Origin of the sequence: Geomonas agri (assembly GCF_020179605.1) — a bacterium.
Taxonomy (GTDB): domain Bacteria; phylum Desulfobacterota; class Desulfuromonadia; order Geobacterales; family Geobacteraceae; genus Geomonas; species Geomonas agri.
Genome location: NZ_JAINZO010000001.1, coordinates 2515113 through 2536975 on the forward strand (window position 1 = coordinate 2515113; position 21863 = coordinate 2536975).

The following is a 21863-nucleotide window of genomic DNA, read 5'->3' on the forward strand; positions in this document are numbered from 1 at the left end:
TCCCCTCCCTTGCGCGAAGGCGGGAAGGGAAACAAAAGGAGAAGAAATGTTCGAGAAGAGAAGCAACGAGGGATACCAGCAGGTACTGCCGGGGATCCGCCAGAAAACCCTGGTGCACGGCGAGAAGACGCTGATGGTGGAATTCCTCCTGGAAAAGGCGGCGCTGCTTCCATTGCACAGCCACCCGCACGAACAGACCGGGTACCTGGTAAGCGGCCGGATCAGGCTTAGCATCGACGGGAACAAACACGAGGTACTGCCGGGGGACAGCTGGTGCATCGCGGGAGGGGCCCAGCACAACGCCGAGATACTGGAGGACTCCGTGGCCATCGAGGTGTTCTCGCCGGTGCGCGAGGATTATCTTCCCTAGATCAGTTGAAGTTGTAGATAACGAAACCAAAACTCACGGCGGTGACTGCGAAGGCGATCAGCGCCAGCAGGCCGTCGCGCGAGATGAGGGCAAGGCCGAAAGCGGACAGGGCCAGGCCCGCGCCATGCGCGGAAAACGGAACCAGCTCCATCATCGGCATTACGATGGCGATGGCAGCGCACACAAACGATATCAGGTAGATACTTCCTCCCTTGATCAGCACTGGCAGGCGGGGCTGCAACCAGCGGTCGATGAAGCGCGCCACAGGGCGCAGCCACCGGATTGCCTTCTGCACATGGTCTTTGCCTAGCGAGCGCCGCAGCAGCCACTTAGGGAGCCAGAAATGATCCCGGCGGAAAAATAGCTGCGCCGCGATCAGCAGTATAAGGAGCCCTGTCCCCGTCGGCACCCCCGGCATGCCGCTCAACGGCGACGCGGCGATGACCCCCACCATGAGCAGCAGCGGTCCGAAGGAGCGGTTGCCCACGGATTCCACAATTTCTCCCAAAGAGACACGCCCCTGGTCGTCTCCAGAATCGTGGATTCGATCGAGCATCTCCTGAAGAGTCGTAATCTCTTGCGTCATGCAGGGCCTCACAGGTGCCGCCGTAAAGCACACCCACGCTCCTCAGCGACACCAACGAAGATTACTTTGGCATATGTTAATGTCAAGAATACTGCCCTACCCCAAAATCCGTATACATATCAAGTAAATATAATCTATCCAGCGCCTTGACTGGGACCGCTGCCTCGTTATATTAAGCTGCACATTTTCAATAATGAGGAGGAAGAGATGTCGACCAAGGAGAATCTTGCCGAGGCGTTTGCCGGAGAGAGTCAAGCCAACCGTAAATATCTTGCTTTTGCCAAGAAGGCCGAAGCGGAGGGGCTGCCGCAGGTAGCCAAGCTGTTCCGCGCGGCGGCACACGCCGAAACCGTGCATGCCCATGCGCACCTGCGCGCCATGGACGGGATCAAGAGCACCGTCGAAAACCTCAAAGAGGCCATCGAGGGGGAAGGGTTCGAATTCCAGAAGATGTACCCGCCGTTTCTCGAGCAGGCCAAGCAGGAGGGGCACCGCGCCGCGGAGAACTCCTTTAAGTTCGCCCTCGCGGTGGAAGAGGTCCATCACGACCTGTACCAGCAGGCCCTGGCGGCGGTGCAAAACGGCGTCGACCTCGCCGACCGCCCCGTCTACGTCTGCGAAGTCTGCGGCAACACCGTGTACGACGAAGCCCCCGACAAGTGCGCGGTCTGTCTCGTCCCCAAAGACAAGTTCACCAGGATCGCCTAAAAAGAGAGGCGCCGCCAAAATCGGCGGCGCCTTTTAGTTTCAAGGGTTCCTGATGTTCACCCGCCCCGGCGTCGCCCAGTCGTTGTGCCCACCTTCGATCTCCCTGAATACCGCACCTGGCCTGCTCTCCGCAAGGCTCCTGGCGAATCTCTCCGGGATCACCTTGTCCTCCCTGGCGCCGAAGATATCCACCCTGCCCCGATACCCCTTGAGTGCCTCGATGTTGTCCCAGTCATCGGGAAGGAGTAGGCGCACCGGCAAAAACCAGTAGTGGTACTGCCCCACCCGGTGCAGCTTGTCGAACGGCACAACCAGCACGATCTTGTCCGGCGGCGGCTGTACGCCGCCCAAATAGCAGGCAGGGCCGCTGCCAATTGACTCCCCCACCACGCAGACCGGCGTGTCCGGGTACTGCTGCCGCAGCGACAGGTACCCCTGCCGAGCCGCCAGGTCCAGTGCCTCCTTGGAAGGGGAACCGGGGCGTTGGCCGTAGCCGGGGTACTCAAGGATATAGACACTGTCGTCTCTGGCGAACGAGGGGAGCGCGTAGGCACGGTCGCTGGCCTGTCCGCCGTTGCCGTGCAGCATGAGCCAGACGTTCCTGGGGCTGGGGACGACCCGCGCGTAGCCGATCACCTCCCCCTGATCGCGCCAGGGGACCAGCCCGTTGCTGCGATCGTGATGGGTGGGGAAGTACAGCAACTGCCGCTGCCAGGAAGCCCCGCTCAGCACGAGCGAAACCAGGGCAACAAGTAACAGCAGGCGAAATCGTCCCATGCCATGTCCCCCTATCCCCTCGTTAAAGTAAAGTAAACGGTGGCGCCCTGGTCCACCACCCCGTGCGCCCAGACCAAACCTCCGTGTCGCTCAACGATCCGTTTCACCGTGGCCAGCCCGATCCCCGTCCCCTCGAACTCGGCGCCGTGCAACCGTTGGAACTCCCCGAACAACTTGTCCTGATAGGCCATATCGAACCCGACGCCATTGTCCCTTATGAAAAAGGCTTCCCTGCCGTCGTGCTGGCAGCAGCCAAGTTCTATTCTGGCCCGGTCCCGCACGCTGGAGTACTTCCAGGCATTGCCCACCAGGTTTTCCAGCATCAACTCCAACAGCAAGCGGTCACCCTCGACATGTAGACCGGGCTCGATGAGAAAGTCGACCCGCCGCCCCGGCTCGGCATCCTGAAATTTACAGCTAACGCCGAAGGTAAGCTCGCTGAGGCTGACCGTGCCCCTGCTCAACTCGGAGCGACCGATGCGGGAGAGTTCCAGCAGCCCGTCGATCAGATCCCCCATCCTCTTGCTGGAGGTACGGATCCGCTCCAGGTATCCACGAGCCTCGGGCACCAGGTCGGCACCGAACTCCTCGAGCAGGATGGAACCGTAGCTGTTGATATGCCGCAGGGGTCCGCGCAGGTCATGGGAGACCGAGTAGCTGAACGCCTCCTGCTCCCTCATGGCAGTTTCCAGTCGCGCCGTGCGCTCCGCTACCCGCCGCTCCAGTTCCTCGTTCAACAGGCGCAGTTCCGCCGCCATGCGGCGGCTCTGGGTGACGTCACGGGCGATCCCGAAGAGACCAACCACCTGTCCCTGCTTGTTGTGCAGCGGCCCCTTGATCACCTCGACCACAAAGCGCCCCCCACAGCCGCCATCCAGCTCCCGCTCCCCCATCTGCGCCAGGTTACTCGTCAACACCTCCTGGTCCACCGTCATGACCGAACGCGCCACATCGGGGGGGAAGACCGCCGTGTCATCCCTGCCCAGCACCTCGTTCTGGGTCTTGCCAGTCATGTGGCAGGCCGCCGCGTTGAAGAGGAGGTAGCGGCCGCTGATGTCCTTGACAAAGACTGCATCGGTCGTCCCGTCGATCACCGAATTGAGCAATTCCCGGTTTTGCAGCAGCGCGCCTTCCACCGCGGTACGCTCCACGATGACGCGCTGCAGTTCCTCGTTCACGGAAACCAGCCGGTTTTGTTCTTTCTCGTAGTTTCTCAGCAGTGACCACAACATCACCGCGCAACACACGGTAGTAACGGCGAAGCCCACAATGTTGTCCGCGATACGATCGTGGTCCGACGCAAACGGCGTGACCCATTCTGGAAATCTCAGTTCCAGGGCCATCAGGGCAACGGCATCTGCCGTAGTCAGCACCAGAGGGAGCCAGCGTGCACGTCCCCTGAAAAAGATAGGAAGGTACATGAGCAGGCAGAAATAGTACAGGGGGAGACTTCCTTCCGATGCGCCGTTGGAAAACCAGATCAGGTTGAGCAGGATCAGGAAGAGGAAAAAGAAGGTCGTGGTATGGTAGCGCCCCCGAATGGCCTCACACAGAAGCAGCAGAGTGATCACTCCGAACGCGGCGACGCAGACGTTGATGTAGGCAGGGAGGTGCTGCAGGTAGTTGCTCGGGATGACGACGAAAAACGAGGCGACCGACGACGTGATGCACAGCAGCACAAAGAGGTGTTGCTCCATGGTGGAGCCCCCCCTCTTCCATATGCAGGACTTTATCCTTGCTATGTCAGATCGCATCTCGCTCATGTGTTACCTCGTGCGCCGCCAGAAGTGAAAGCGGAGAAACAGAGCGATAAAAATAACACATTAGCCACAACTGATAAACACTTATTTCCCTTAAGAGAGAAAGAGTTATTGCCGCAACTGGACAGGGTCAGTTCGAGCCAACTGTGACAGGGTCGGTAATGACAATGCGTGTGAAGAGTCATCACATTGCGGGCATAGCGGGAAGCTTGGCTCAGCGCCGCGTATCGACCTTGAGGTGAACGTACCAGTAAGCGAAAGCGACGAAGAGCACCCCTCCCAGGATGTTCCCCAGCGTGACCGGCAGGAGGTTGTCCTGGAAGAAGGCACCCCAGGACAGACCGGGGACCTCGCGCCCTAGTTTCCCCGCCAGCAGCAGCCCGGTGGGGATGAAGTACATGTTGGCGATGGAGTGTTCGAAACCGCTGGCCACGAAGGCCATGATGGGAACATAACAGGCAAGCATCTTGCCGGACACGTCGCGCGCCGCCGTGGCCATAAAGACGGCCAGGCAGACCAGCCAGTTGCACAGGATGCCGCGCACGAGGGCGACGGTGAACGGGAGCTGGCATTTCGCCGCCGCCACCTTGATGGCGTTGTCCGCGACGCTGCCGTTCATCCAGAGCTGTGACTCGAACATGAGACCGGCGAAGAACAGCGAACCCGCCAGGTTGCCGACAATGACGATGCCCCAGTTCTCCAGGAGCTGTCCCCAGGTGATCTCGCCGTGCAGCGCCGAGCTGGTGAGGAGGCTGTTGCCGGTGAAAAGCTCTGCGCCACAAATAACCACCAGCATGAGCCCCAGAGAAAAGACGCTCCCGCCTAAAAGGGCGGCCACGCCCCTGCCCGCGAATGCCGCGGCGTCCTGGGTGACGACCGTGGCGAGTTGCGCTCCGAAACCGATGTAGAAGCCGGCCAAGAGACTCAGGACGAAGGTACGCAGCCGCGACTGAGTCAGCACCCGCTTGCCGTTGTCGACGATGGTGCGCACGGTCTCGGCCGGAGTCAGGTACATCTTTTCCATTTAGCGTCCCCTCGGGCCGGCGACCTTGCGGAAGAAGACCAGCTGTGCGGTGATGTCCACGGCAAGTACGGCGGTGGTGCTGTACAAAAGCCAGGCGACGCGGTCGAAGTAGGCCAGGCAGTTAAAGAACATGTACAGGGCCACCACAAACGAGAGCAGCCTGCGGATGCCGCGTACCGATCCCTCGGCGCCCTCGGCACCGGTCCCTACCAGAGCAGCCAGCGCGGGGGCCGCGTAGTAGCCGATGGTGGCGTCAATGAAGGTCAAAAAGATGTTGGCCACGAAGGCGTAGGTAAGGTGCATATCACTCCCAGCGGCAGAAGCCGGCTGCGCCAGAAAGTAAGGCAAATCCCGTTTCAGATCAAGGAATAAACGGAGCTAGCGGGATAAAAAAAGGGCGGAAGGTTTCCCTTCCGCCCCGGGTTCTTCTTGATACGAGCTGCTTACTTGAACAGCGCCTTCTGGTACTCGCGGTTCAGTTTGGCGATGAACTTGACGTTGATCCCTTTCGGGCACGCCGCCATGCACTCGTAGTGGTTGGAGCAGTTGCCAAAACCTGCTTCCTGCATAGCCTCGGTCATGGCGCAGACGCGCTCGGCGGCCTCCGCCTGGCCCTGCGGCAGGGCTGCCAGCTGGGCAACCTTGGCCGAGGTGTAGAGCATCGCGGAGCCGTTGGGGCAGGCGGCGACGCAGGCGCCGCAGCCGATGCACTCGGCGGCGTCCATGGCGTAGTCGGCATCGACCTTCGGCACCAGGATAGCGTTACCGTCGGCAACACCGCCGGTGTGGCAGGAGGTGTAGCCACCGGCCTGCATGATCTTCTCAAGGGCATTCCTGTCGACGATCAGGTCTTTCTGGATCGGGAAAGCAAGGGCACGCCACGGCTCGATGTAGATGGTGTCGCCGTCGTTGAAGCGCCTCATGTGCAGCTGGCAGACGGTAGTGCGCTCCTGGCCGCCGTGCGGCACGCCGTTGATGACCTGGGAGCACATGCCGCAGATCCCCTCGCGGCAGTCGTGGTCGAATGCGATCGGGTCTTTGCCTTCTTTGATCAGGTGCTCGTTCACTTCGTCGAGCATCTCCAGGAAGGACTGGTCGGGGCTTACGTTTTTGGCCTCGTACTGCTCGAGCTTGCCCGGAGCTTTGGGGCCACTTTGGCGCCATACGTGTAGTGTGAGGTTCATTATTTATAACTCCTTACCGCCAGATGAACGTTCTCGAACGTCAACGGCTCCTTGTGCAGTTCGGGCTCCTTGTCGACACCTTTGAACTCCCAGGCTCCGACGTAGCAGTAGTTCTCGTCGTCGCGCTTGGCCTCGCCGTCCGGCATCTGGTGCTCGACGCGGAAGTGGCCGCCGCAGGACTCGTTCCTGTGCAGGGCGTCCTTGGCCATCAGCTCGCCGAACTCGAGGAAGTCCGCCACGCGGCCGGCGTTCTCGAGCTGCTGGTTGAGCTCCTCGCCTTTGCCGGTGACCTTGACGTTGTTCCAGAACTCCTCGCGCAGGACCGGGATGCGCTTGATGGCGTCTTTGAGGCTCTCCTCGCTTCTCGCCATGCCGACGTTTTCCCACATGATCTTGCCCAGTTCGCGGTGGAACTCGGAGACGGTCTTCTTGCCGTTGATGTTCATGAGGCGGTTGTTGTACGCTTTCACGTCCTCGACCGACTTCTTGCACTCGGGGTGATCCGCAGTTACGGTGCCCGGCTTGGTCTTGGCGAGGTAGTTGGCGATGGTGTAGGGGATGACGAAGTAGCCGTCGGCCAGACCCTGCATCAGCGCGGAGGCGCCCAGACGGTTCGCGCCGTGGACCGAGAAGTTTGCCTCGCCCAGGACGAAGAGGCCCGGGACGTTGCTCTCGCAGTTGTAGTCGACCCAGAGGCCGCCCATGGAGTAGTGCGGTGCCGGGTACATACGCATCGGCTGCTTGTAGGCGTTCTCGTCGGTGATTTTCTCGTACATCTCGAAGAGGTTGCCGTAGCGCTCGCGGATGGTGTGCTCGCCCACGCGCTTGATAGCTGCAGAGAAGTCCAGGTTCACGCCGCGGCCGCCAGGGCCGACGCCGCGCCCGTCGTCGCACTGCTCTTTAGCTGCGCGGGAGGCGATGTCACGGGGAGCGAGGTTACCGAAGGAGGGGTACTTCCTCTCCAGGTAGTAGTCGCGCTCGTCTTCCGGGATGTCGTTGGGGTGACGGTTGTCGCCCTTCTTCTTGGGAGCCCAGCAGCGGCCGTCGTTCCTGAGCGACTCGGACATGAGGGTCAGCTTGGACTGATGGTCGCCGGACTGCGGGATGCAGGTCGGGTGGATCTGGGTGTAGCAGGGGTTCGCGAAGAAGGCGCCCTTCTTGTGGGCACGCCAGTTCGCGGTGACCGAGCAGCCCATCGCGTTGGTGGAGAGGTAGAACACGTTGACGTAGCCGCCGGTAGCGAGTACGACCGCGTCGCCCACGTGGGTGCGGATCTCGCCGGTGATCAGGTCACGGACGGTGATACCTTTGGCCTCGCCGTCGACCACCACGAGGTCCAGCATCTCGGTGCGGGCGAAGAGCTTGACGGTGCCGGCTTTCACCTGGCGGGACAGTGCCGAGTAAGCGCCCAGGAGGAGCTGCTGGCCCGTTTGGCCACGGGCATAGAAGGTACGGGAAACCTGCGCACCGCCGAAAGAGCGGTTGTCCAGGTAGCCTGCGTAGTCGCGGGCAAACGGAACGCCCTGGGCCACGCACTGGTCGATGATGTTGTTGGACACCTGGGCCAGACGCCAAACGTCCGCCTCGCGGGCACGGAAGTCGCCACCTTTGATGGTGTCGTAGAACAGGCGGTAGATGCTGTCGCCGTCGTTCGGGTAGTTCTTCGCTGCGTTGATGCCGCCCTGCGCCGCGATGGAGTGGGCGCGACGTGCGCTGTCCTGGTAGCAGAAGGCTTCGACGTTGTAGCCGAGCTCACCCAAGGAGGCTGCGGCTGCGCCACCGGCCAGGCCGGTGCCGACAACGAGGACTTTGTACTTACGTTTGTTAGCGGGGTTAACCAGCTTCAGGTCGAAGCGGTGCCTGTCCCACGAGGTCTGAATCGGTCCTTTCGGACATTTTCCGTCGAGTATCACTTGAACCCCCTAAAGTTTCAATAAGCCGGCCAGGATGACCGCAGGAATCGAGATGTAAGCAAGCATGAGGAGGGCGGAGATGACCTTGCCGCCGGTACCGAAGGCCGGGATGGTCTTCTCGTTGTTCCACCCCATGGTCTGCAGGAAGCTCGGGATGCCGTGGGAGAGGTGCAGGAACAGCATCAGCATGGCGAACATGTAGGCCAGGGCGATGAGGCCGTGGCCGAAGCTGGTGACCACCATCCTGAAGACGTCGGGACGGTTGGCGGAGTCGAGGCCGACAACGATGTCGGGGGTGCCATGGATGGTGAACTGGAGCAGGTGGTACACGATGAAGCAGAGGACCAAAAGGCCGGTCCAGATCATGTTTTCGGAGGCGAAGCTCGCCTTCAGGTTCCTTTTCACAGCGTAGGCGCCGGGGTTGGCCGCCTTGTTCTCCAGAGTCAGCGTGACGCCGTAGGCGATGTGAACGGCGATGGCTGCGCCCATGAAGAGGCGGAAGGCCCAGACCAGCGGCGGCAGGCTGTGCAGATGCTCAGCGTAAGCGTTGATGCCGTTGGGGCCAAAGAAGATGGTGGAGTTTCCGATCAGGTGGATCAGGATGAAGATGATCAGGAGCTGACCCGTGATGGACATCAGGATCTTTCTTCCCACAGAGCTAGATAAGATTCGCATGTTTTTTGTCCCTTTGCCTTTTTTCGATTTCAAATGAGTTGGATTGCGTGCGTACACCGGAGGAGTACAAGTCCCGAAAACCCGGTCACGGGGCGGACTCGCGGTTTCCGCTTGAGGGGGATGGGGGACCGCGCCACGGGCTCAGTGTCTGCATTCGATCTCTCCTTTATTGAACTCACATTAGCAACAGTGGATGGTATCTATAACATAAAAATCGGCGGGTTGATAGACGCGCATATTAAATGCCGTTATACGAAAATGCAACAGTTTTTTGTATACAGCATACAATTAATGGTTCAGGCATCTTAGCCCCCTCTAAAGTGCACTAACCATGTTTTGAAATAACGCTTACGCGGCCGCATTGTTGCATTTTTTACCCCGCTCTGCTAATTAGGATAGGCACCCTCAGTAAAACATTAAAGCCAGGAAGGTTCATGATTTATAAACTGCTCAAGAAGGACCCCAAGTCCGGCGCGCGCCGCGGCGTGGTAACCACCGCCCACGGCGAGATCCAGACCCCTATATTCATGCCGGTGGCGACCCACGCGGCCATGAAGGCGATGACACCGGCACAGGTCAAGGAAACCGGCGCCCAGATCATCCTCTCCAACACCTACCACCTGCACCTGCACCCCGGCGAGGCCCTGGTGCAGAAGGCGGGCGGGCTGCACAAGTTCATGTGCTGGGACGGCCCGATCCTGACCGACTCCGGCGGGTTCCAGGTCTTCTCGCTGCCCAAGAAACGCATCACCGAGGAAGGGGTCTTCTTCCGCCACGAGGACACCGGCGAGGAGATCTTCCTTGACCCGGCCAAAGCGATCGCCATCCAGGAGGCCCTGGGCGCCGACATCATCATGAACTTCGACGAGTGCATCCCCTACCCCTGCGACAAGGCGTACGCGGAGCGCTCGACCGAAAAGACCATTCGCTGGGCCAAGCAGTGCATCGATGCGCACTCGCGCGAGAACCAGTACCTGTTCGGCATCGTGCAGGGAAGCGTGTTCGAGGACCTGAGGAAGCGCTGCGCCAAGGCATTGGTGAAGATGGACTTCCCGGGCTACGCCATCGGTGGCGTTTCCGTGGGCGAGGGTCTAGAACTTTTGAAACAGGTGGTGGGCTACACCGCGCCGCACCTCCCCGAGGACAAGCCGCGCTACCTGATGGGCGTCGGCCTTCCCGAGGATATCCTGGAGAGCGTCGAGCGCGGCGTCGACATGTTCGACTGTGTCATCCCGACCCGCTACGCGCGCAGCGCGACCCTGTTCACCAACCGCGGCCGGATCAGGCTTACCAACAAGAACTACCGACGCGACTTCTACCCAGTCGAGCCGAACTGCACCTGCTACACCTGCCGCAACTTCACCAGGGCCTACCTGCACCACCTGTTCACCTCGAATGAGGTGCTTTCGGCGATCCTGGCTAGTATCCACAACGTGCACTTCTACCTGAACATGATGGCCGAGATCCGCACCTCCATCGAAGAGGGGCGCTTCCTGGAATACAAGCAGCAGTTCCTGTCTGCGTACCTGAAGGGGAAATAGGAGACCGGCATGCGACGCAGCTTCGTCATCGCGGCAACTGCAATCGTCCTCTCCTGCGGCTGCTCCAAGCAGGAGCCGGCGCAGCCTCCCGCGCCGAAAAAGTCGGCGGCCCAGATGGAGCTCTTCGGCGAGGAGCTTTTCAACGAGCGCTGCCGGGACTGCCACATCGTCAAGGATAAGGGAGGCGTGGTCGGCCCGGAGCTGTCCCACGTCGGCAGCAAGCGGGACCGCCGTTTCCTGGAGCAGGTGATCCGCGAGCCCGCCAAGGTCTACCCCGGGACCGCCATGCCCCCCTACGACACCTTCTCGAAAAAGCAGATCGACTCTCTGGTCGATTACCTGAGCGGGCTCAAGTAGTCCCCCCCTCTTCCCCGTCCCCTCTCCCCCCGGGAGAGGGTGCCCGAAGGGCGGGCAAGGGCCTGCCCGTCAGCAGCATTTGTACAGACCGCAACGCCCTCACCCCGTCCCTCTCCCGAAGGGAGAGGGGGCGCAGCTCACATCGTCACAAAATCAATTCCTCACCGGAGAACCATCGATGTCCACCGAAACCACACAAGATCGCTTCGACCGTCTCATGGAGATCATGCGCAGGCTGCGCGCGCCGGGCGGCTGCCCCTGGGACGCCGAGCAGACCCACGAATCGCTCAAGCGCTACCTGCTGGAAGAATCCTACGAGGTCATCGAGGCGATCGACGCCAAGGACGACAAGCTCCTGAAGGAGGAACTGGGCGACCTCATCCTGCAGCCGATTTTTCACGCGGCGGTCGCCGAGGAGCGCGGCGCCTTCACCATGGACCAGGTACTGGACGCTATCAACGAGAAGCTGGTGCGCCGCCACCCCCACGTTTTCGGGGACCAGGTCATCGAGAACAGCGCTGCGCAGGTGGAGAGCTGGGAGAAGATCAAGAAGAGTGAAAAGGGGGATGAGCGCAAGTCCGCGCTGTCGGGGATACCACCGCACCTGCCAGCCCTGATGAAAGCGCAGAAGATCACCGAGAAGGCGGCGCGGGTCGGCTTCGACTGGGAACACACCGACCAGGTGTTCGCCAAGGTGATGGAGGAGTTGCACGAGTTCCAGGAGGCGATGGCAGCCGGGGACCAGCAGGAGATGGAATCGGAACTGGGCGACCTTATCTTCGCCATCGTGAACCTGGGTCGCTTCCTGTCGCTCGACCCCGAGGAGGCCCTCAGGAAGACGATCCAGCGTTTCACGCGACGTTTCAGCCACATCGAAGAGACCCTGCATGCAGGCGGTCGGAAACTGCAAGATGCCACCCTCGAAGAGATGGACCTGCTCTGGGAAGAAGCAAAGAAATTAGAGAAACGTTGAATCTAATTAATATTTTTGGGAGACCAGCGGCTTATCCACATTTTGTGTGGATAAGATGTGGATAACGGTGTTGACAAACAGAGAAACCTACGGCTTTTAAGCACTTTCCGCGTTCTGCATAAATATTGGCCACGACCATATTCGAACGAAAAATCAGTCACTTAGAACAGATTGTATACAAGCGTGGTCTATCGACCCCAGTAAAATTAAACACACCTAATTAGGTGGCAACCCCGGTGGAAATCCTGTGCATAACTGCCCGATTTCCGCCGGTCTCACGCCACCCTTGGCACCAGATCAAGGGACAACAGCCCCGCCCGTAATCCCCCCGAGTCGTCACCCGGTCATGACGCCACGCCCCCGCCCTAGATGACCGGGAAGGGGTCCATCGCGTCTATTTTTTAAGCAGTTTTCTCTTCACCAGGCGGATCACGTCACCGGCCTCCTCGCAACGCAGCAGGTGCGCCGAGACCAGGAAGATGACCATCCCAGCCAGAACCCCTCCCCCCAGCACACCCCCCTTGAGGAGCCTTTTCCCAGCCGGCGACCAGTCGATCAGGTGCATGATCCAGTACACCGCCACCGCCATCGGGATGGAGGCGATGATGCCTTTCATCCCGGCAACGGAGATGGCCCGGCCGCCGAAGGGGCCGATCTTCTTCCTCAGGAACCAGAGCAGGAGCAGCATGTTGCCCAGCGCGGAGAGCGACGAGGCCAGCGCCAGCCCGCCATGCTTCAATGGCCCCATCAGGATCAGGCTGAACAGCAGGTTGAGCAGAAAAGCGGCGAAGGCAACTGCCACCGGGGTCTTGGTGTCCTTCAGCGCGTAAAAGGCTGGCACCAGCACGCGCACCAGCGCCACGAAGGCGAGCCCCACCGAGTAATAAAGGAGCGCCGTGCCGCAGTTGACCGCCTTGGCGTAGTCGAAGGCGCCCCCCATGAACAGCAGCGAGAAGATGGGTGTGGCACAGAACATAAGCCCCACCATGGCCGGTATGGTGATGAACAGGGTAAGCCGGACGCCGTAGGAGAGCGATTCCTTGAGGGCGTCGATGTCTCCCATGGCGGCCTGCCGGCTCATCGAGGGGAGCACGGCCTGGGCCACCGACACGGTGAAGATGCCTTGGGGGAACTCGAAGAGGCGCTGGGCGTAGTAAAGGTAGGAAACGCTCCCCTCGGGCAGCAGGGACGCCAGGATGGACCCCACCGTGATGTTGAGGTAGTAGACCCCGACGCCGAACACCGAGGGACCCATGAGCAGCGTGATCCGCTTCAGGGCCGGATGGTCCAGGTTAAAGTTCGGCTTGATTGGAAAGCCCTTGCTGTACAGGACCGGCAGTTGCAGGAGAAGTTGCAGCACCCCGCCGATGAGGACGCCCACGGCCAGGGCGACGATAGGGACCTGGAAGCGGTCGTGCAGCAACAGGGCGGACAGGATCATGGAGATGTTCAGGAACACCGTGGAGATGGCCGGGGTGAAGAAATGGCGCAGCGTGTTCAGTATCCCCATGCACAGGGCGACCAAGCTCACGAAGAAGATGTAGGGGAACATGAGCCGGTTGAGCAGGATGGTCACCGAGAGCTTCTCCGGGTTGGACGAGAAGCCGGGGAACATCAGATGCACCAATTGCGGCGAGAAGATGATGCCGAGGGTGGTAATCCCGGCCATGACGATGGTGAGCGCGGTGAAGCAGACGTTGGCCAGCGCGCGGGTCTCCTCCTCCCCCTTGTTGGTGTGCCATTCCGAGAAGGTGGGGACGAAGGCGGAGGTAAGCGCTCCTTCCGCGAAGAAGCGGCGCAGCATGTTGGGGATCTGGAACGCGGCGAAGAAGGCGTCCGTGTAGAGGCCGGCGCCGAAGAGGCGGGAAACAACCATGTCGCGGATCATGCCCATGATGCGGGACAGCATGGTGGCTGCGCCCAAGACGCCTGCGGCGCGGGCTATGTTCTTCTTCTCAGACAAACAACCTCCTAAAACGCTCACGCAAAGCCGCAAAGACGCAAAGCGAGCTCAAAGCCGTACTTGGCGTCTTGGCGTCTTCGCGTGAGCGGCTTTATGCCTTTATCTGTTCATACGCCGGAAGTATTCCTCGCGGCAGAAGTTCTCCACATCCACCATGGCGGCGAAGGCCTCGCCAAAGCCTGCGCGCCCCAGCGTGAAGACACCGTGGCCATAGACGATGGCGGAACCGCTGGCGCCGATTACCGGCGGGACCCGCTTGGCCAGCCCACCGGCCCCGATCTCGCCCGCGACCACCGGTGTCCCCCCCAGGTCACGCACATGCGGACAGTCCTTCCAGCAATCCTTGATGACGCACTCCGCCTTCCTGTCGCAGAGCATGCTCATCACCACGGAAAACTTGGGATGGCCGTGCAGGATGACGCGGGCGCCGGTCTGCTCGTAGATCTTGCGGTGCGCCAAAAGCTCGCTCGACGCGGTGATCCCGGTGGTAGAGGAGTTGTCGGCGGGGACCGGGTCGATACACCCCTTCAACTCGTCCAGGCTCGCCGCGGTCTGGGAGATGTAGATGCGCTCGCCCGCCACCGCCGAGATATTACCGAAGAAGGAATCCACCAGCCCCCGTTCCACGGTGTAGCGCCCCACCCGCTCGATCTCGGCAAGGATCTCATCCTTCTCCAGGGAAAGGGCGTCGACGAAGTCGAGCCCCGAGGCGGAGAGCGGCCGCAACCAGTCCCTGCGGAAGGAGTCGAACGCCTCGCGCTCACCCGGTAGGCGGAACCCGTCGACGAGTAAGTCCTGCAGGTACTTCACGAAGGTGGAATGGAACACGGAGGAGTAGTTAATGAAGGCCTGCTCAACGGTGATGGCGCCGACAGCGACGATGCCGACACCCTCGACGATGACTCCTTTCCTGTTGCCGAGCAGTTTGGCCAGAACGGGAGCGGGATCGTCGGCAAGGTCCTTGCGGCGCAGGAAGGGGATGTCGTGCAGGAAGGTCCTGGTCTCGGTATCCTGCGGCACGATGCACTCCTCCCCCTGCCCGGCCCGGGCAATCAGGAAGTCGGCGAAGGGAAGCGTGGGGCGCGCGGCCACCAGCGCTAGGGAATTGAGGCGCGATAGCGTGGCCCCGGCCAGGGCGGCCAACTCCGGCGCACCGGCCGTGATCAGCACGTCGTCCTGCGCCGCGAAGGCGATGCCGTCGGCACAGGCCGAGCGGTCGGCAAGAAGCTTCCCGGTATATTTATAGATCTGGTCGCGCATCTGTCACCGTTTCAGGTTGGTTTCCTTGGCACACATCAGGGCAGCTCAGCGAGAAGGTCGCGGTCGCCGAAACGCCCTTCCTCGTCGAGGCCGCGGATGCGGTAGTACTTCTGTAGCTCTTCCTCGAAGCGGGCAAGGTCAATGGGGGGGACGTCGATCCCCTCGCCGGCACTCCCTGCTTCCTCGAAGAACCGGTGCGGCAGCGTGTCGTGGTCGTGGCTGAATCCGTTGGCGCAGTTGTAGAAACGCTCGGTGAGGTAGATCCGCTCGCCGATCGCCTTGAGCGACTCCGGCCCGTACTCGATGCCGGTCACCGCCGACAAGAGCTCCCCATACTCCTCCAGCGTCGCCCCGAAGAAGGCGAACTTGCAGGCAACCAGCGAATCGACCGCCGCGTTGACGTCTTCCGCGATCTTGATGATGCGGGCCTTGCCGGAGAAGGAGAAGCGGTCGGTGGGGACCGGCTTTCTCAGGATCTCATGCGAAATAGGATAGGCACGCAGATGGCAGCCGCCGCGGTTGGAGGTTACGTAGGCGAGCGCCATGCCGTAGGCGCCACGCGGGTCGTAGGCGGGGAGCTCCAGGGACTTCACGCTCATGGATAGCTCGGGCCTGCCGAGGATTTCTGCCATGCGCCGTGAGCCCAGGCTCAGCAGTTCGCCCTGGTCGTGCCGGTAGGCGATGTCGGCGAGGAGGCTCGCCACTTCGGCGGCGTCCGGGAAGCGCCCGCGCGCTTCGCCAAAGGCAGACAGGGTGGCCGCGGCCGAGATGGTGTCGAGCCCCAGTTCGTTGCACAGGGAGTTTGCCTTGACGATGGCGTGCAGGTCGGAGATGCCGTTCAGGGCCCCGAAGTGGTTCACCGTTTCGTATTCCGGCAACGCTTCCCCGGCAGCACTCGCCTTCTTGCACTGGATGGGGCAGCCGTAGCATCCTTCCTTCTTGGCGCCACACTCCTTGCGGATGGCAGGTCCGGAGTAGTTACCCGAGTCGGCAAAGAAGGTGGAACGGAAGTTCTCGGTGGGGGCCATGCGGCGCTGCGCCATCAGGTCGACCAGCGCCGGGGTGCCGTACTCGGCGATACCCAATCCCCCGAAGATGACCGGTGAGGCCCGGAACAGGCGCATGACGTCGCCGCGGGCAGCGTCGAAGCGTTCCTTGTCGGCGATGCCGGTCACGCCGTCGCCCTGGGTAGTGATCGCCTTGAGCCCCTTGGCCCCCATGACGGCGCCCAGGCCGCCACGGCCGATCGAGTTCCCCTCGCCCATCATGATGTTGGCGAAGAGGACGCCGTTTTCGCCGGCGGGGCCGATGGTGGTGACCGAGCCATGATCGCTGAGGGCGGCGACCGTCTCCTTCACCCCCTTGCCCCACAGCGACTGGGCCGGATGCAGCTCGTCCCGCGCGGGGTCGATGGAGAGGAAGACCGGCTTCGGGCTCTTGCCGGTGATGAAGACGGCATCGAGTCCGGCCGCCTTCATCCGCCAGGCGAAGCGCCCGCCTGCCGAGCAGTCGTAAATGGTCCCGGTGAGCGGCGACCGGGAGACGCAGGAGAGGCGCGCCGCGGTGGGTGAGTTGGTGCCGCACAGGGGGCCGACGGCGAAGATGAGCGGCAGGTCTGGCTCGAAGGGGCCGAGGCGAAAATAATCGCGCATCAGCCGGACGCCCAACCCGCGCCCGCCGAGGTAGGCGTGCAGGATGTCAGTGGGAATCTCCCTGCGCTCGCAGGTACCGCGGGTGAGATCGACATGCAGCAACTTTCCGGTCCAGCCGTACATACAAACCTCAAAAAACGGTTAGAAGCTTTACCACAGAGTACACAGGGGACCTACCCTTTAAAGCAGTTCCAGCTTCCCCTGCCGCTCCAGTTCTTCGACCACCTTCTTCACGTCCTGGGCGGCCTGCTTGGAGCAGACCAGCAGGGCGTCGGGGGTGTCCACCACGATTAGGTCGCTGACGCCGACAAAGGCTACCACTTTACCGTTGCCGTAGGCAAGACACTCCTTGGCCCCCACGGATACAGCACCAAGGGAATTAATCACCACGTGCCCCGCCGCATCGGCCTCCATCACCTCGGGCAGTGCACTCCAGCTCCCCACGTCGCTCCAGCCGAACGAGGCCGGAATTACCTGTACATCCTTGGCCTTCTCCATGACCCCGAAGTCGATCGACTCACCCTTGATGGCACCGTAGATCTCAGCGATCTGGGGCTTCAGATCGGAGATTTCCCAAACATCCGACTCGAAGGTGAGCCGCGCCAGGCCCCGGGACAGCTCGGGCATGTGCTGCGCGATCTGGTCCAGGATGGAGCAGGCCCCCCAGACGAACATGCCGCTGTTCCAGTAAAAGCACCCGGCAGCTAAAAACTCCACGGCACGTTCCAGGTTCGGCTTTTCCACGAAGCGCCGCACCGGTGTCGCCCCCGAATCGGCCGGCCGCGAGGCCTCGATGTAGCCGTAACCGGTCTCGGGGCGGGTGGGGGTGATCCCCAGTGTCACCAGTGCTCCGCTCACGGCCACCGAACGGGCGGCAGCCAGGGTGGCACGGAAGGTTTCCTCGTCCACGATGTAGTGGTCGGCGGGGAGCACGACCATGATCCCGTCCGGATCAAAGCGGGCGATGATGGATGCGGCCAGTCCGATGGCAGGCGCGGTATTGCGCCCGACAGGCTCCTCGATCACGTCGACCGGGACCCCCTCGATGTAGGCCAACTGCGCCCTCGTTTCGGCAGCCTGCAGCGCGTTGGTCACCACCATTACCCGCTTGGGATCCAGCGGCAGGACGCGTTCCACCGTCCGTTGCAGCATGGACTTGCCGCCGAAGACGGACATGAGCTGCTTCGGCGTGCTTTTGCGGGACAGCGGCCAGAACCTGGTGCCGGAGCCCCCGGCCAGGATGACGATGTACATAGGTTTCCTCCAATCGGCAATGATCCCCCACCTCAGGGGGAAAAGAAAAGGAAGTTACGCGCCGCCCTGCTTAATCCGGCGCATTTTCATCACGACCGCCGCGGGAACAAAAGAGAAAATGCTGAGCATGGCGCCCATCTTGGCGGACGAACCTAATTCGGAATCCGGGAAGGCCTCTCCGGCAACGAACAGTGCCACGGTGAAGCCGATGCCGGCAACCAGGCCGGTGGCAAGAAGTTCCCTCAACCCCACCCCTACCGGGAGCGGGAAACCGAGCCTGCTCCCCAGCAGCCCAAACCCGACGATGCCGATCGCCTTGCCAAAGACCAGCGAGGCCAGCACCAGCCAGGTAGCGGCGCCGACGGATCCGAAGGCAACGCCGGCGTTGACCAGCCCGAAGACGAAGAGCCCCAGGTCGACGAACAATTTCCAGTCATGTTCGAAGCGCGACAGCGGCGTGAGGTCGTCCGGGTCGATGTCGAACATGTGGCGTTTCTCCACCGACGGGTGCGGCAGGAACGGGACCACCAGGGCTAGCGCCAAAGCCGGGTGCAGGTGGGCCTCATGCAGCCCCAGCCAGCTCAGTGTTCCGCCGAAGATGAGGTAGGGCCAGTAACTGGCGACCCTGAAGCGGCGCAGCAGCCAGCAAAGAGCCAGCGCGGCGCCGCACAGCAGCAGCCATTGGGGCTGCACCGGGGCCAGCGGATCGCCGTAGAACAGGGCTATGATGACCAGTCCCACCGCATCGTCGGCTATGGCCAGGAGCAGCAGGAACGAGATGGCCGGATGCCCCTTGCCGAAGATGAACCGTGCCGCAAGCCAGGCCAACGCGATATCGGTCGCAGTCGGAATGCCCCAGCCCCGGGACAGCGAGGCGTCGCCGAAGGCCCTGTTCAGCAGCAGGTACATCGCGACCGGCCCCAGTATCCCCCCCACCGTCGCCAGCAGCGGATTGACGGCGCGCCGCAAGGGGTGCAGGTCGCCCCCCGGCAGACAGCTCTGGGTGATCTCGACGGCGGCGATGCCGAAGAAGAACGCCATGAACAGGTCGTTGGTGACGAAGTGAACAGAAAGACCCGCAAAAAGCGGGTCGTGCAGGAAGTGGTGGTACTGCTCCGGGGCCAGGTTCGCCCACAGCAGCGCGGCAATGACGCCGGCCGCCAGGGGAACGGAGAATTCCCTGAGCAGGCTCAGTTGTCTGTTCATTTAACCGATGGGCTCCACTTGGGCCTCGACGGCGCTCCCTACGGCGGCAGCCTCGACGCGGTCGTAGTCGTCCTGGAACCGGACGATGTCGTCTTCGCCCAGGTACTCACCGCTTTGGACTTCAATGATCACCAGCGGGATGACGCCGGGATTCTCAAGGCGATGCGTGGAACCAATGGGAATGAAGGTTGATTCGTTGATGTTGATGATCTTCATCATGTCACCGCAGGTAACCTTGGCGGTGCCGGACACCACGATCCAGTGCTCGCTTCTGTGGTGGTGCATCTGCAGAGAAAGCCTTTGTCCCGGCAGGACCTCGATGCGCTTGATCTTGTAGCCGTTGCTTTCGTCCAGGACGGTGTATGTTCCCCAGGGACGCTCGCCGCGTTCCATGTTGGCCTCCGTGTTTTCGTTGGGTAAAGGGGACAGGTATCTGCGGGGCCAGTCCCCCCGGCGCTATTTGCCGGGTCTCAGTTCCAGGTACCGCTTGAGCGCGTCCTGCCAGGGCTGCGGCACGAAGCCGGTGTCCTGCTGCAGTTTGCCGCAATCCAGCGTGGAATACAGCGGCCGCGGTGCGGGGCGATTCAACTGCTCCGTGGTCATGGGCAGCACCGCGACGTCGAGTCCGGCCAACCGGAAGATCTCCTTGGCAAACCCGTTCCAGGAGACAAAGCCGGAGTTGGCGGCGTGGTAGGTCCCCTGGCAGCCCTTGTCCAGCAGGGCCTTGATGGCCAGGGCGAGGTCGCGGGTCCAGGTGGGGGAGCCGATCTGGTCGTCCACCACGGTCAGTTCCTTCTTTTCCGCGCCCAGTTTCAGCATGGTCTCCACGAAATTCTTGCCGCCGTGCCCGTAAAGCCACTGGGTGCGCACGATCAGGTGATCGGGGTTGAACCAGGTGTTCATCTCGCCGCCCAGCTTGGACTCCCCGTAGACGCTGAGCGGACCGGCGAGATCATCTTCGACGTAGGGGGAGCCCTTCTGGCCGTCGAAGACGTAGTCGGTGCTCACCTGGACCAGCTTGGCGCCGATCTCCTTGCTGATCATGGCCAGAAAGCCGACGCCTTCGCTGTTGACCATCATGGCCTGTTCCGTGTTGGACTGGCAGCCGTCCACATCGGTGTAGGCGGCGGCGTTGATCACCACCGAGGGTTTCAGGGTGAGCAGCACCCGCTGCACCGATTCAAGGTCGGTGATGTCGATCTCGTCGACGTCGACCCCGCGCGCCACATCGCCGTACAGCCCCATCAACTCCTGCCCCAGCATTCCTTTACTGCCGACTACCAGAACCATCTAAACTCCCCCATAAGCTCGTTCCAGGTTCAGCGTTCGTGGCAGTGCCGCTACGGCCACCGTACCCTTGGGGCTTCGGAAGCGAAGGACAAGGATAGATGATAGCCCAGAACGATGAATTGTGAACCCTCAGATGTTGTAGCTGCCAAGCCCGACCGTTGAGTCTCTAACGGCTCACGCCGCTCCGTACTGCATCTCGTAGTATTCCCGGTAGGCGCCGCTCACCACCTCTTCGACCCACCCCTGGTTGGCGAGGTACCAATCGATGGTCTCGGCGATGCCGCGCTCGAAGGTGTAGCTCGGCTCCCAGGACAGTTCACGCTTCAGCTTGGTGGCGTCGATGGCATAGCGCCGGTCGTGCCCCTTGCGGTCCTTGACGAAGGTGATCAGCTCACGGCTCTCCCCCGCGGTGCGCCCGAGACGCTCGTCCATCAAGTCGCAGACGAGCTTCACGATATCGATGTTCTTCCACTCGTTGTTGCCACCCACGTTGAAGATCTCCCCCGGCTTACCCTGCTTGAGCACCCGCTCGATGGCGGCGGAGTGATCCTTCACGTGCAACCAGTCGCGCACGTTGAGGCCGTCGCCGTACACCGGCAGGGAGCGCTTCTTGAGGATGTTGTGAATCATGAGCGGGATCAGCTTCTCCGGGAAATGGTAGGGGCCGTAGTTGTTGGAGCAGCGGGTGTTCAGGGTCGGCAGACCGAAGGTCTCGAAGTAGGCACGCACCAGCAGGTCCGCCCCGGCCTTGCTCGCGGAATACGGGGAGTTCGGCGCCAGCGGCGTCTCCTCGGTGAAGTACCCCTCGGCACCGAGGCTGCCGTACACCTCGTCGGTGGAAACCTGCAGGAAGCGGAAGGCGGGAAGCTTCTCGGCGTGCAGCCGGCTCGCCTCCAGGAGGGTCTGCGTCCCGAGCACGTTGGTTTTCACGAAGATGTCTGGGCCGGTGATGGAGCGGTCCACGTGCGATTCGGCGGCGAAATGCGCCACGGCATCGACCTTCTCCTCGGCGAGCAGGCGCGCCACCAATTCGGCGTCGCAGATGTCACCCTTCACGAAGCGGTAGTTGGCGTTGCCCTCCACCGCGGTCAGGTTCTTCAGGTTGCCGGCGTAGGTCAAAAGGTCCAGGTTGATCACCCGGCAATCCGGGTTGCCCGCCATGAAGTGGTTGATGAAGTTGGACCCGATGAACCCGGCCCCGCCGGTCACCAGTAACGAGGTGGGTGTGAACACATCCTGCATAAACGCCTCCGGTCAGCTCTGTCTCGGCGCCAGGTGCTGCGGCGCCCTTTTCAGCCAACTTATTGTAGATACACCGGGGAAAGTGAAAGTGTCAACTTCTTACCCTCCCGGCAGCACGGTAACCTGAC

21 protein-coding genes are annotated in these 21863 nt (G+C 61.7%); 5 read left to right on the forward strand and 16 right to left on the reverse strand.

From position 1 onward, the window contains the following. The first annotated feature begins 46 nt into the window (after positions 1–46). Positions 47–370 (forward strand): cupin domain-containing protein, encoded by a 324-nt coding sequence (locus tag K7R21_RS10985; protein ID WP_224983294.1) that lies wholly within the window; start codon positions 47–49, stop codon positions 368–370. A gap of 1 nt (position 371) precedes the next feature. Here K7R21_RS10985 and K7R21_RS10990 read toward each other — a convergent pair whose 3' ends face one another. Beyond that, positions 372–956 (reverse strand): exopolysaccharide biosynthesis protein, encoded by a 585-nt coding sequence (locus K7R21_RS10990; RefSeq protein WP_224983296.1) that lies wholly within the window; start codon positions 954–956, stop codon positions 372–374. A 207-nt stretch (positions 957–1163) separates the two neighbouring features. On the opposite strand from K7R21_RS10990, the gene K7R21_RS10995 reads away from it, so the two are divergent. Continuing rightward, positions 1164–1664, forward strand: coding sequence for a rubrerythrin family protein (locus K7R21_RS10995; protein WP_224983297.1), 501 nt, complete (start codon positions 1164–1166; stop codon positions 1662–1664). Between the two features lie 39 nt (positions 1665–1703). On the opposite strand, the gene K7R21_RS11000 is transcribed toward K7R21_RS10995, so the two are convergent. The 7 genes from K7R21_RS11000 to K7R21_RS11030 all read right to left on the reverse strand — a co-directional run bounded on the left by K7R21_RS11000 (position 1704) and on the right by K7R21_RS11030 (position 8997). Continuing rightward, positions 1704–2441, reverse strand: coding sequence for an alpha/beta hydrolase (locus tag K7R21_RS11000; RefSeq protein WP_224983299.1), 738 nt, complete (start codon positions 2439–2441; stop codon positions 1704–1706). Between the two features lie 11 nt (positions 2442–2452). Further along, entirely contained in the window at positions 2453–4138 is a 1686-nt protein-coding gene (locus K7R21_RS11005) for a sensor histidine kinase (RefSeq protein ID WP_224983300.1), read from the reverse strand. A gap of 277 nt (positions 4139–4415) precedes the next feature. Further along, positions 4416–5225, reverse strand: coding sequence for a formate/nitrite transporter family protein (locus K7R21_RS11010; protein ID WP_224983302.1), 810 nt, complete (start codon positions 5223–5225; stop codon positions 4416–4418). After that, positions 5226–5528: a hypothetical protein gene (locus tag K7R21_RS11015; protein ID WP_224983304.1), complete on the reverse strand. Its 303-nt coding sequence runs from the start codon at positions 5526–5528 to the stop codon at positions 5226–5228. Between the two features lie 140 nt (positions 5529–5668). Continuing rightward, positions 5669–6409 carry a succinate dehydrogenase/fumarate reductase iron-sulfur subunit gene (locus tag K7R21_RS11020; protein ID WP_224983305.1) on the reverse strand — a complete coding sequence of 247 codons (741 nt, stop codon included), beginning with the start codon at positions 6407–6409 and terminating at the stop codon, positions 5669–5671. Beyond that, positions 6409–8322 (reverse strand): fumarate reductase/succinate dehydrogenase flavoprotein subunit, encoded by a 1914-nt coding sequence (locus tag K7R21_RS11025; RefSeq protein WP_224983306.1) that lies wholly within the window; start codon positions 8320–8322, stop codon positions 6409–6411. The genes K7R21_RS11020 and K7R21_RS11025 overlap by 1 nt, the downstream gene beginning before the upstream one ends. A 9-nt stretch (positions 8323–8331) precedes the next feature. After that, the gene (locus K7R21_RS11030; RefSeq protein ID WP_224983307.1) at positions 8332–8997 is read right to left on the reverse strand and encodes a succinate dehydrogenase cytochrome b subunit; all 666 of its coding nucleotides are present in this window, start codon (positions 8995–8997) and stop codon (positions 8332–8334) included. A 434-nt stretch (positions 8998–9431) separates the two neighbouring features. On the opposite strand from K7R21_RS11030, the gene tgt reads away from it, so the two are divergent. The 3 genes from tgt to mazG all read left to right on the forward strand — a co-directional run bounded on the left by tgt (position 9432) and on the right by mazG (position 11868). After that, complete coding sequence (tgt, locus tag K7R21_RS11035) at positions 9432–10538, forward strand: tRNA guanosine(34) transglycosylase Tgt (protein ID WP_224983308.1); 1107 nt, start codon at positions 9432–9434, stop codon at positions 10536–10538. Between the two features lie 9 nt (positions 10539–10547). Continuing rightward, entirely contained in the window at positions 10548–10895 is a 348-nt protein-coding gene (locus tag K7R21_RS11040) for a c-type cytochrome (RefSeq protein ID WP_224983310.1), read from the forward strand. Between the two features lie 178 nt (positions 10896–11073). After that, the gene (gene mazG / locus K7R21_RS11045; protein WP_224983311.1) at positions 11074–11868 is read left to right on the forward strand and encodes a nucleoside triphosphate pyrophosphohydrolase; all 795 of its coding nucleotides are present in this window, start codon (positions 11074–11076) and stop codon (positions 11866–11868) included. 394 nt (positions 11869–12262) lie between these two features. Here the strand turns inward: mazG and murJ are convergent, their stop codons facing one another. The 8 genes from murJ to rfbB all read right to left on the reverse strand — a co-directional run bounded on the left by murJ (position 12263) and on the right by rfbB (position 21735). After that, positions 12263–13831, reverse strand: a complete 1569-nt coding sequence (gene murJ / locus K7R21_RS11050; RefSeq protein ID WP_224983312.1) for a murein biosynthesis integral membrane protein MurJ — start codon at positions 13829–13831, stop codon at positions 12263–12265. A 99-nt stretch (positions 13832–13930) separates the two neighbouring features. Then, positions 13931–15091 (reverse strand): class II aldolase/adducin family protein, encoded by a 1161-nt coding sequence (locus tag K7R21_RS11055; protein WP_224983313.1) that lies wholly within the window; start codon positions 15089–15091, stop codon positions 13931–13933. Positions 15092–15126: 35 nt separating this feature from the next. After that, positions 15127–16866 carry an aldehyde ferredoxin oxidoreductase family protein gene (locus K7R21_RS11060; RefSeq protein WP_224983314.1) on the reverse strand — a complete coding sequence of 580 codons (1740 nt, stop codon included), beginning with the start codon at positions 16864–16866 and terminating at the stop codon, positions 15127–15129. A 57-nt stretch (positions 16867–16923) separates the two neighbouring features. Beyond that, a complete protein-coding gene (locus K7R21_RS11065) occupies positions 16924–17997 on the reverse strand; it encodes a mannose-1-phosphate guanylyltransferase (protein WP_224983315.1) in 1074 nt (357 codons plus the stop codon). Positions 17998–18051: 54 nt separating this feature from the next. Further along, positions 18052–19203, reverse strand: a complete 1152-nt coding sequence (locus K7R21_RS11070) for a Na+/H+ antiporter NhaA (RefSeq protein ID WP_224983317.1) — start codon at positions 19201–19203, stop codon at positions 18052–18054. After that, a complete protein-coding gene (locus tag K7R21_RS11075) occupies positions 19204–19596 on the reverse strand; it encodes a phosphomannose isomerase type II C-terminal cupin domain (protein WP_224983318.1) in 393 nt (130 codons plus the stop codon). Positions 19597–19659: 63 nt separating this feature from the next. Next, positions 19660–20493, reverse strand: a complete 834-nt coding sequence (gene rfbD / locus K7R21_RS11080) for a dTDP-4-dehydrorhamnose reductase (RefSeq protein WP_224983319.1) — start codon at positions 20491–20493, stop codon at positions 19660–19662. A gap of 174 nt (positions 20494–20667) precedes the next feature. Beyond that, positions 20668–21735 (reverse strand): dTDP-glucose 4,6-dehydratase, encoded by a 1068-nt coding sequence (rfbB, locus tag K7R21_RS11085; protein ID WP_224983320.1) that lies wholly within the window; start codon positions 21733–21735, stop codon positions 20668–20670. Between the last annotated feature and the right edge of the window lie 128 nt (positions 21736–21863).

Bases quoted from the DNA above. Each gene is read 5' to 3' on its own strand.
- K7R21_RS10995 (WP_224983297.1), top strand. From the start codon at position 1,164: ATGTCGACCAAGGAGAATCTTGCCGAGGCGTTTGCCGGAGAGAGTCAA.
- rfbD (WP_224983319.1), bottom strand. From the start codon at position 20,493: ATGGTTCTGGTAGTCGGCAGTAAAGGAATGCTGGGGCAGGAGTTGATG.
- K7R21_RS11060 (WP_224983314.1), bottom strand. From the start codon at position 16,866: ATGTACGGCTGGACCGGAAAGTTGCTGCATGTCGATCTCACCCGCGGT.
- mazG (WP_224983311.1), top strand. From the start codon at position 11,074: ATGTCCACCGAAACCACACAAGATCGCTTCGACCGTCTCATGGAGATC.
- K7R21_RS10990 (WP_224983296.1), bottom strand. From the start codon at position 956: ATGACGCAAGAGATTACGACTCTTCAGGAGATGCTCGATCGAATCCAC.
- K7R21_RS11015 (WP_224983304.1), bottom strand. From the start codon at position 5,528: ATGCACCTTACCTACGCCTTCGTGGCCAACATCTTTTTGACCTTCATT.
- K7R21_RS11020 (WP_224983305.1), bottom strand. From the start codon at position 6,409: ATGAACCTCACACTACACGTATGGCGCCAAAGTGGCCCCAAAGCTCCG.
- K7R21_RS11030 (WP_224983307.1), bottom strand. From the start codon at position 8,997: ATGCGAATCTTATCTAGCTCTGTGGGAAGAAAGATCCTGATGTCCATC.
- K7R21_RS11065 (WP_224983315.1), bottom strand. From the start codon at position 17,997: ATGTACATCGTCATCCTGGCCGGGGGCTCCGGCACCAGGTTCTGGCCG.
- K7R21_RS11075 (WP_224983318.1), bottom strand. From the start codon at position 19,596: ATGGAACGCGGCGAGCGTCCCTGGGGAACATACACCGTCCTGGACGAA.
- K7R21_RS10985 (WP_224983294.1), top strand. From the start codon at position 47: ATGTTCGAGAAGAGAAGCAACGAGGGATACCAGCAGGTACTGCCGGGG.
- K7R21_RS11000 (WP_224983299.1), bottom strand. From the start codon at position 2,441: ATGGGACGATTTCGCCTGCTGTTACTTGTTGCCCTGGTTTCGCTCGTG.
- tgt (WP_224983308.1), top strand. From the start codon at position 9,432: ATGATTTATAAACTGCTCAAGAAGGACCCCAAGTCCGGCGCGCGCCGC.
- K7R21_RS11055 (WP_224983313.1), bottom strand. From the start codon at position 15,091: ATGCGCGACCAGATCTATAAATATACCGGGAAGCTTCTTGCCGACCGC.
- rfbB (WP_224983320.1), bottom strand. From the start codon at position 21,735: ATGCAGGATGTGTTCACACCCACCTCGTTACTGGTGACCGGCGGGGCC.
- K7R21_RS11005 (WP_224983300.1), bottom strand. From the start codon at position 4,138: ATGGAGCAACACCTCTTTGTGCTGCTGTGCATCACGTCGTCGGTCGCC.
- K7R21_RS11040 (WP_224983310.1), top strand. From the start codon at position 10,548: ATGCGACGCAGCTTCGTCATCGCGGCAACTGCAATCGTCCTCTCCTGC.
- K7R21_RS11070 (WP_224983317.1), bottom strand. From the start codon at position 19,203: ATGAACAGACAACTGAGCCTGCTCAGGGAATTCTCCGTTCCCCTGGCG.
- K7R21_RS11010 (WP_224983302.1), bottom strand. From the start codon at position 5,225: ATGGAAAAGATGTACCTGACTCCGGCCGAGACCGTGCGCACCATCGTC.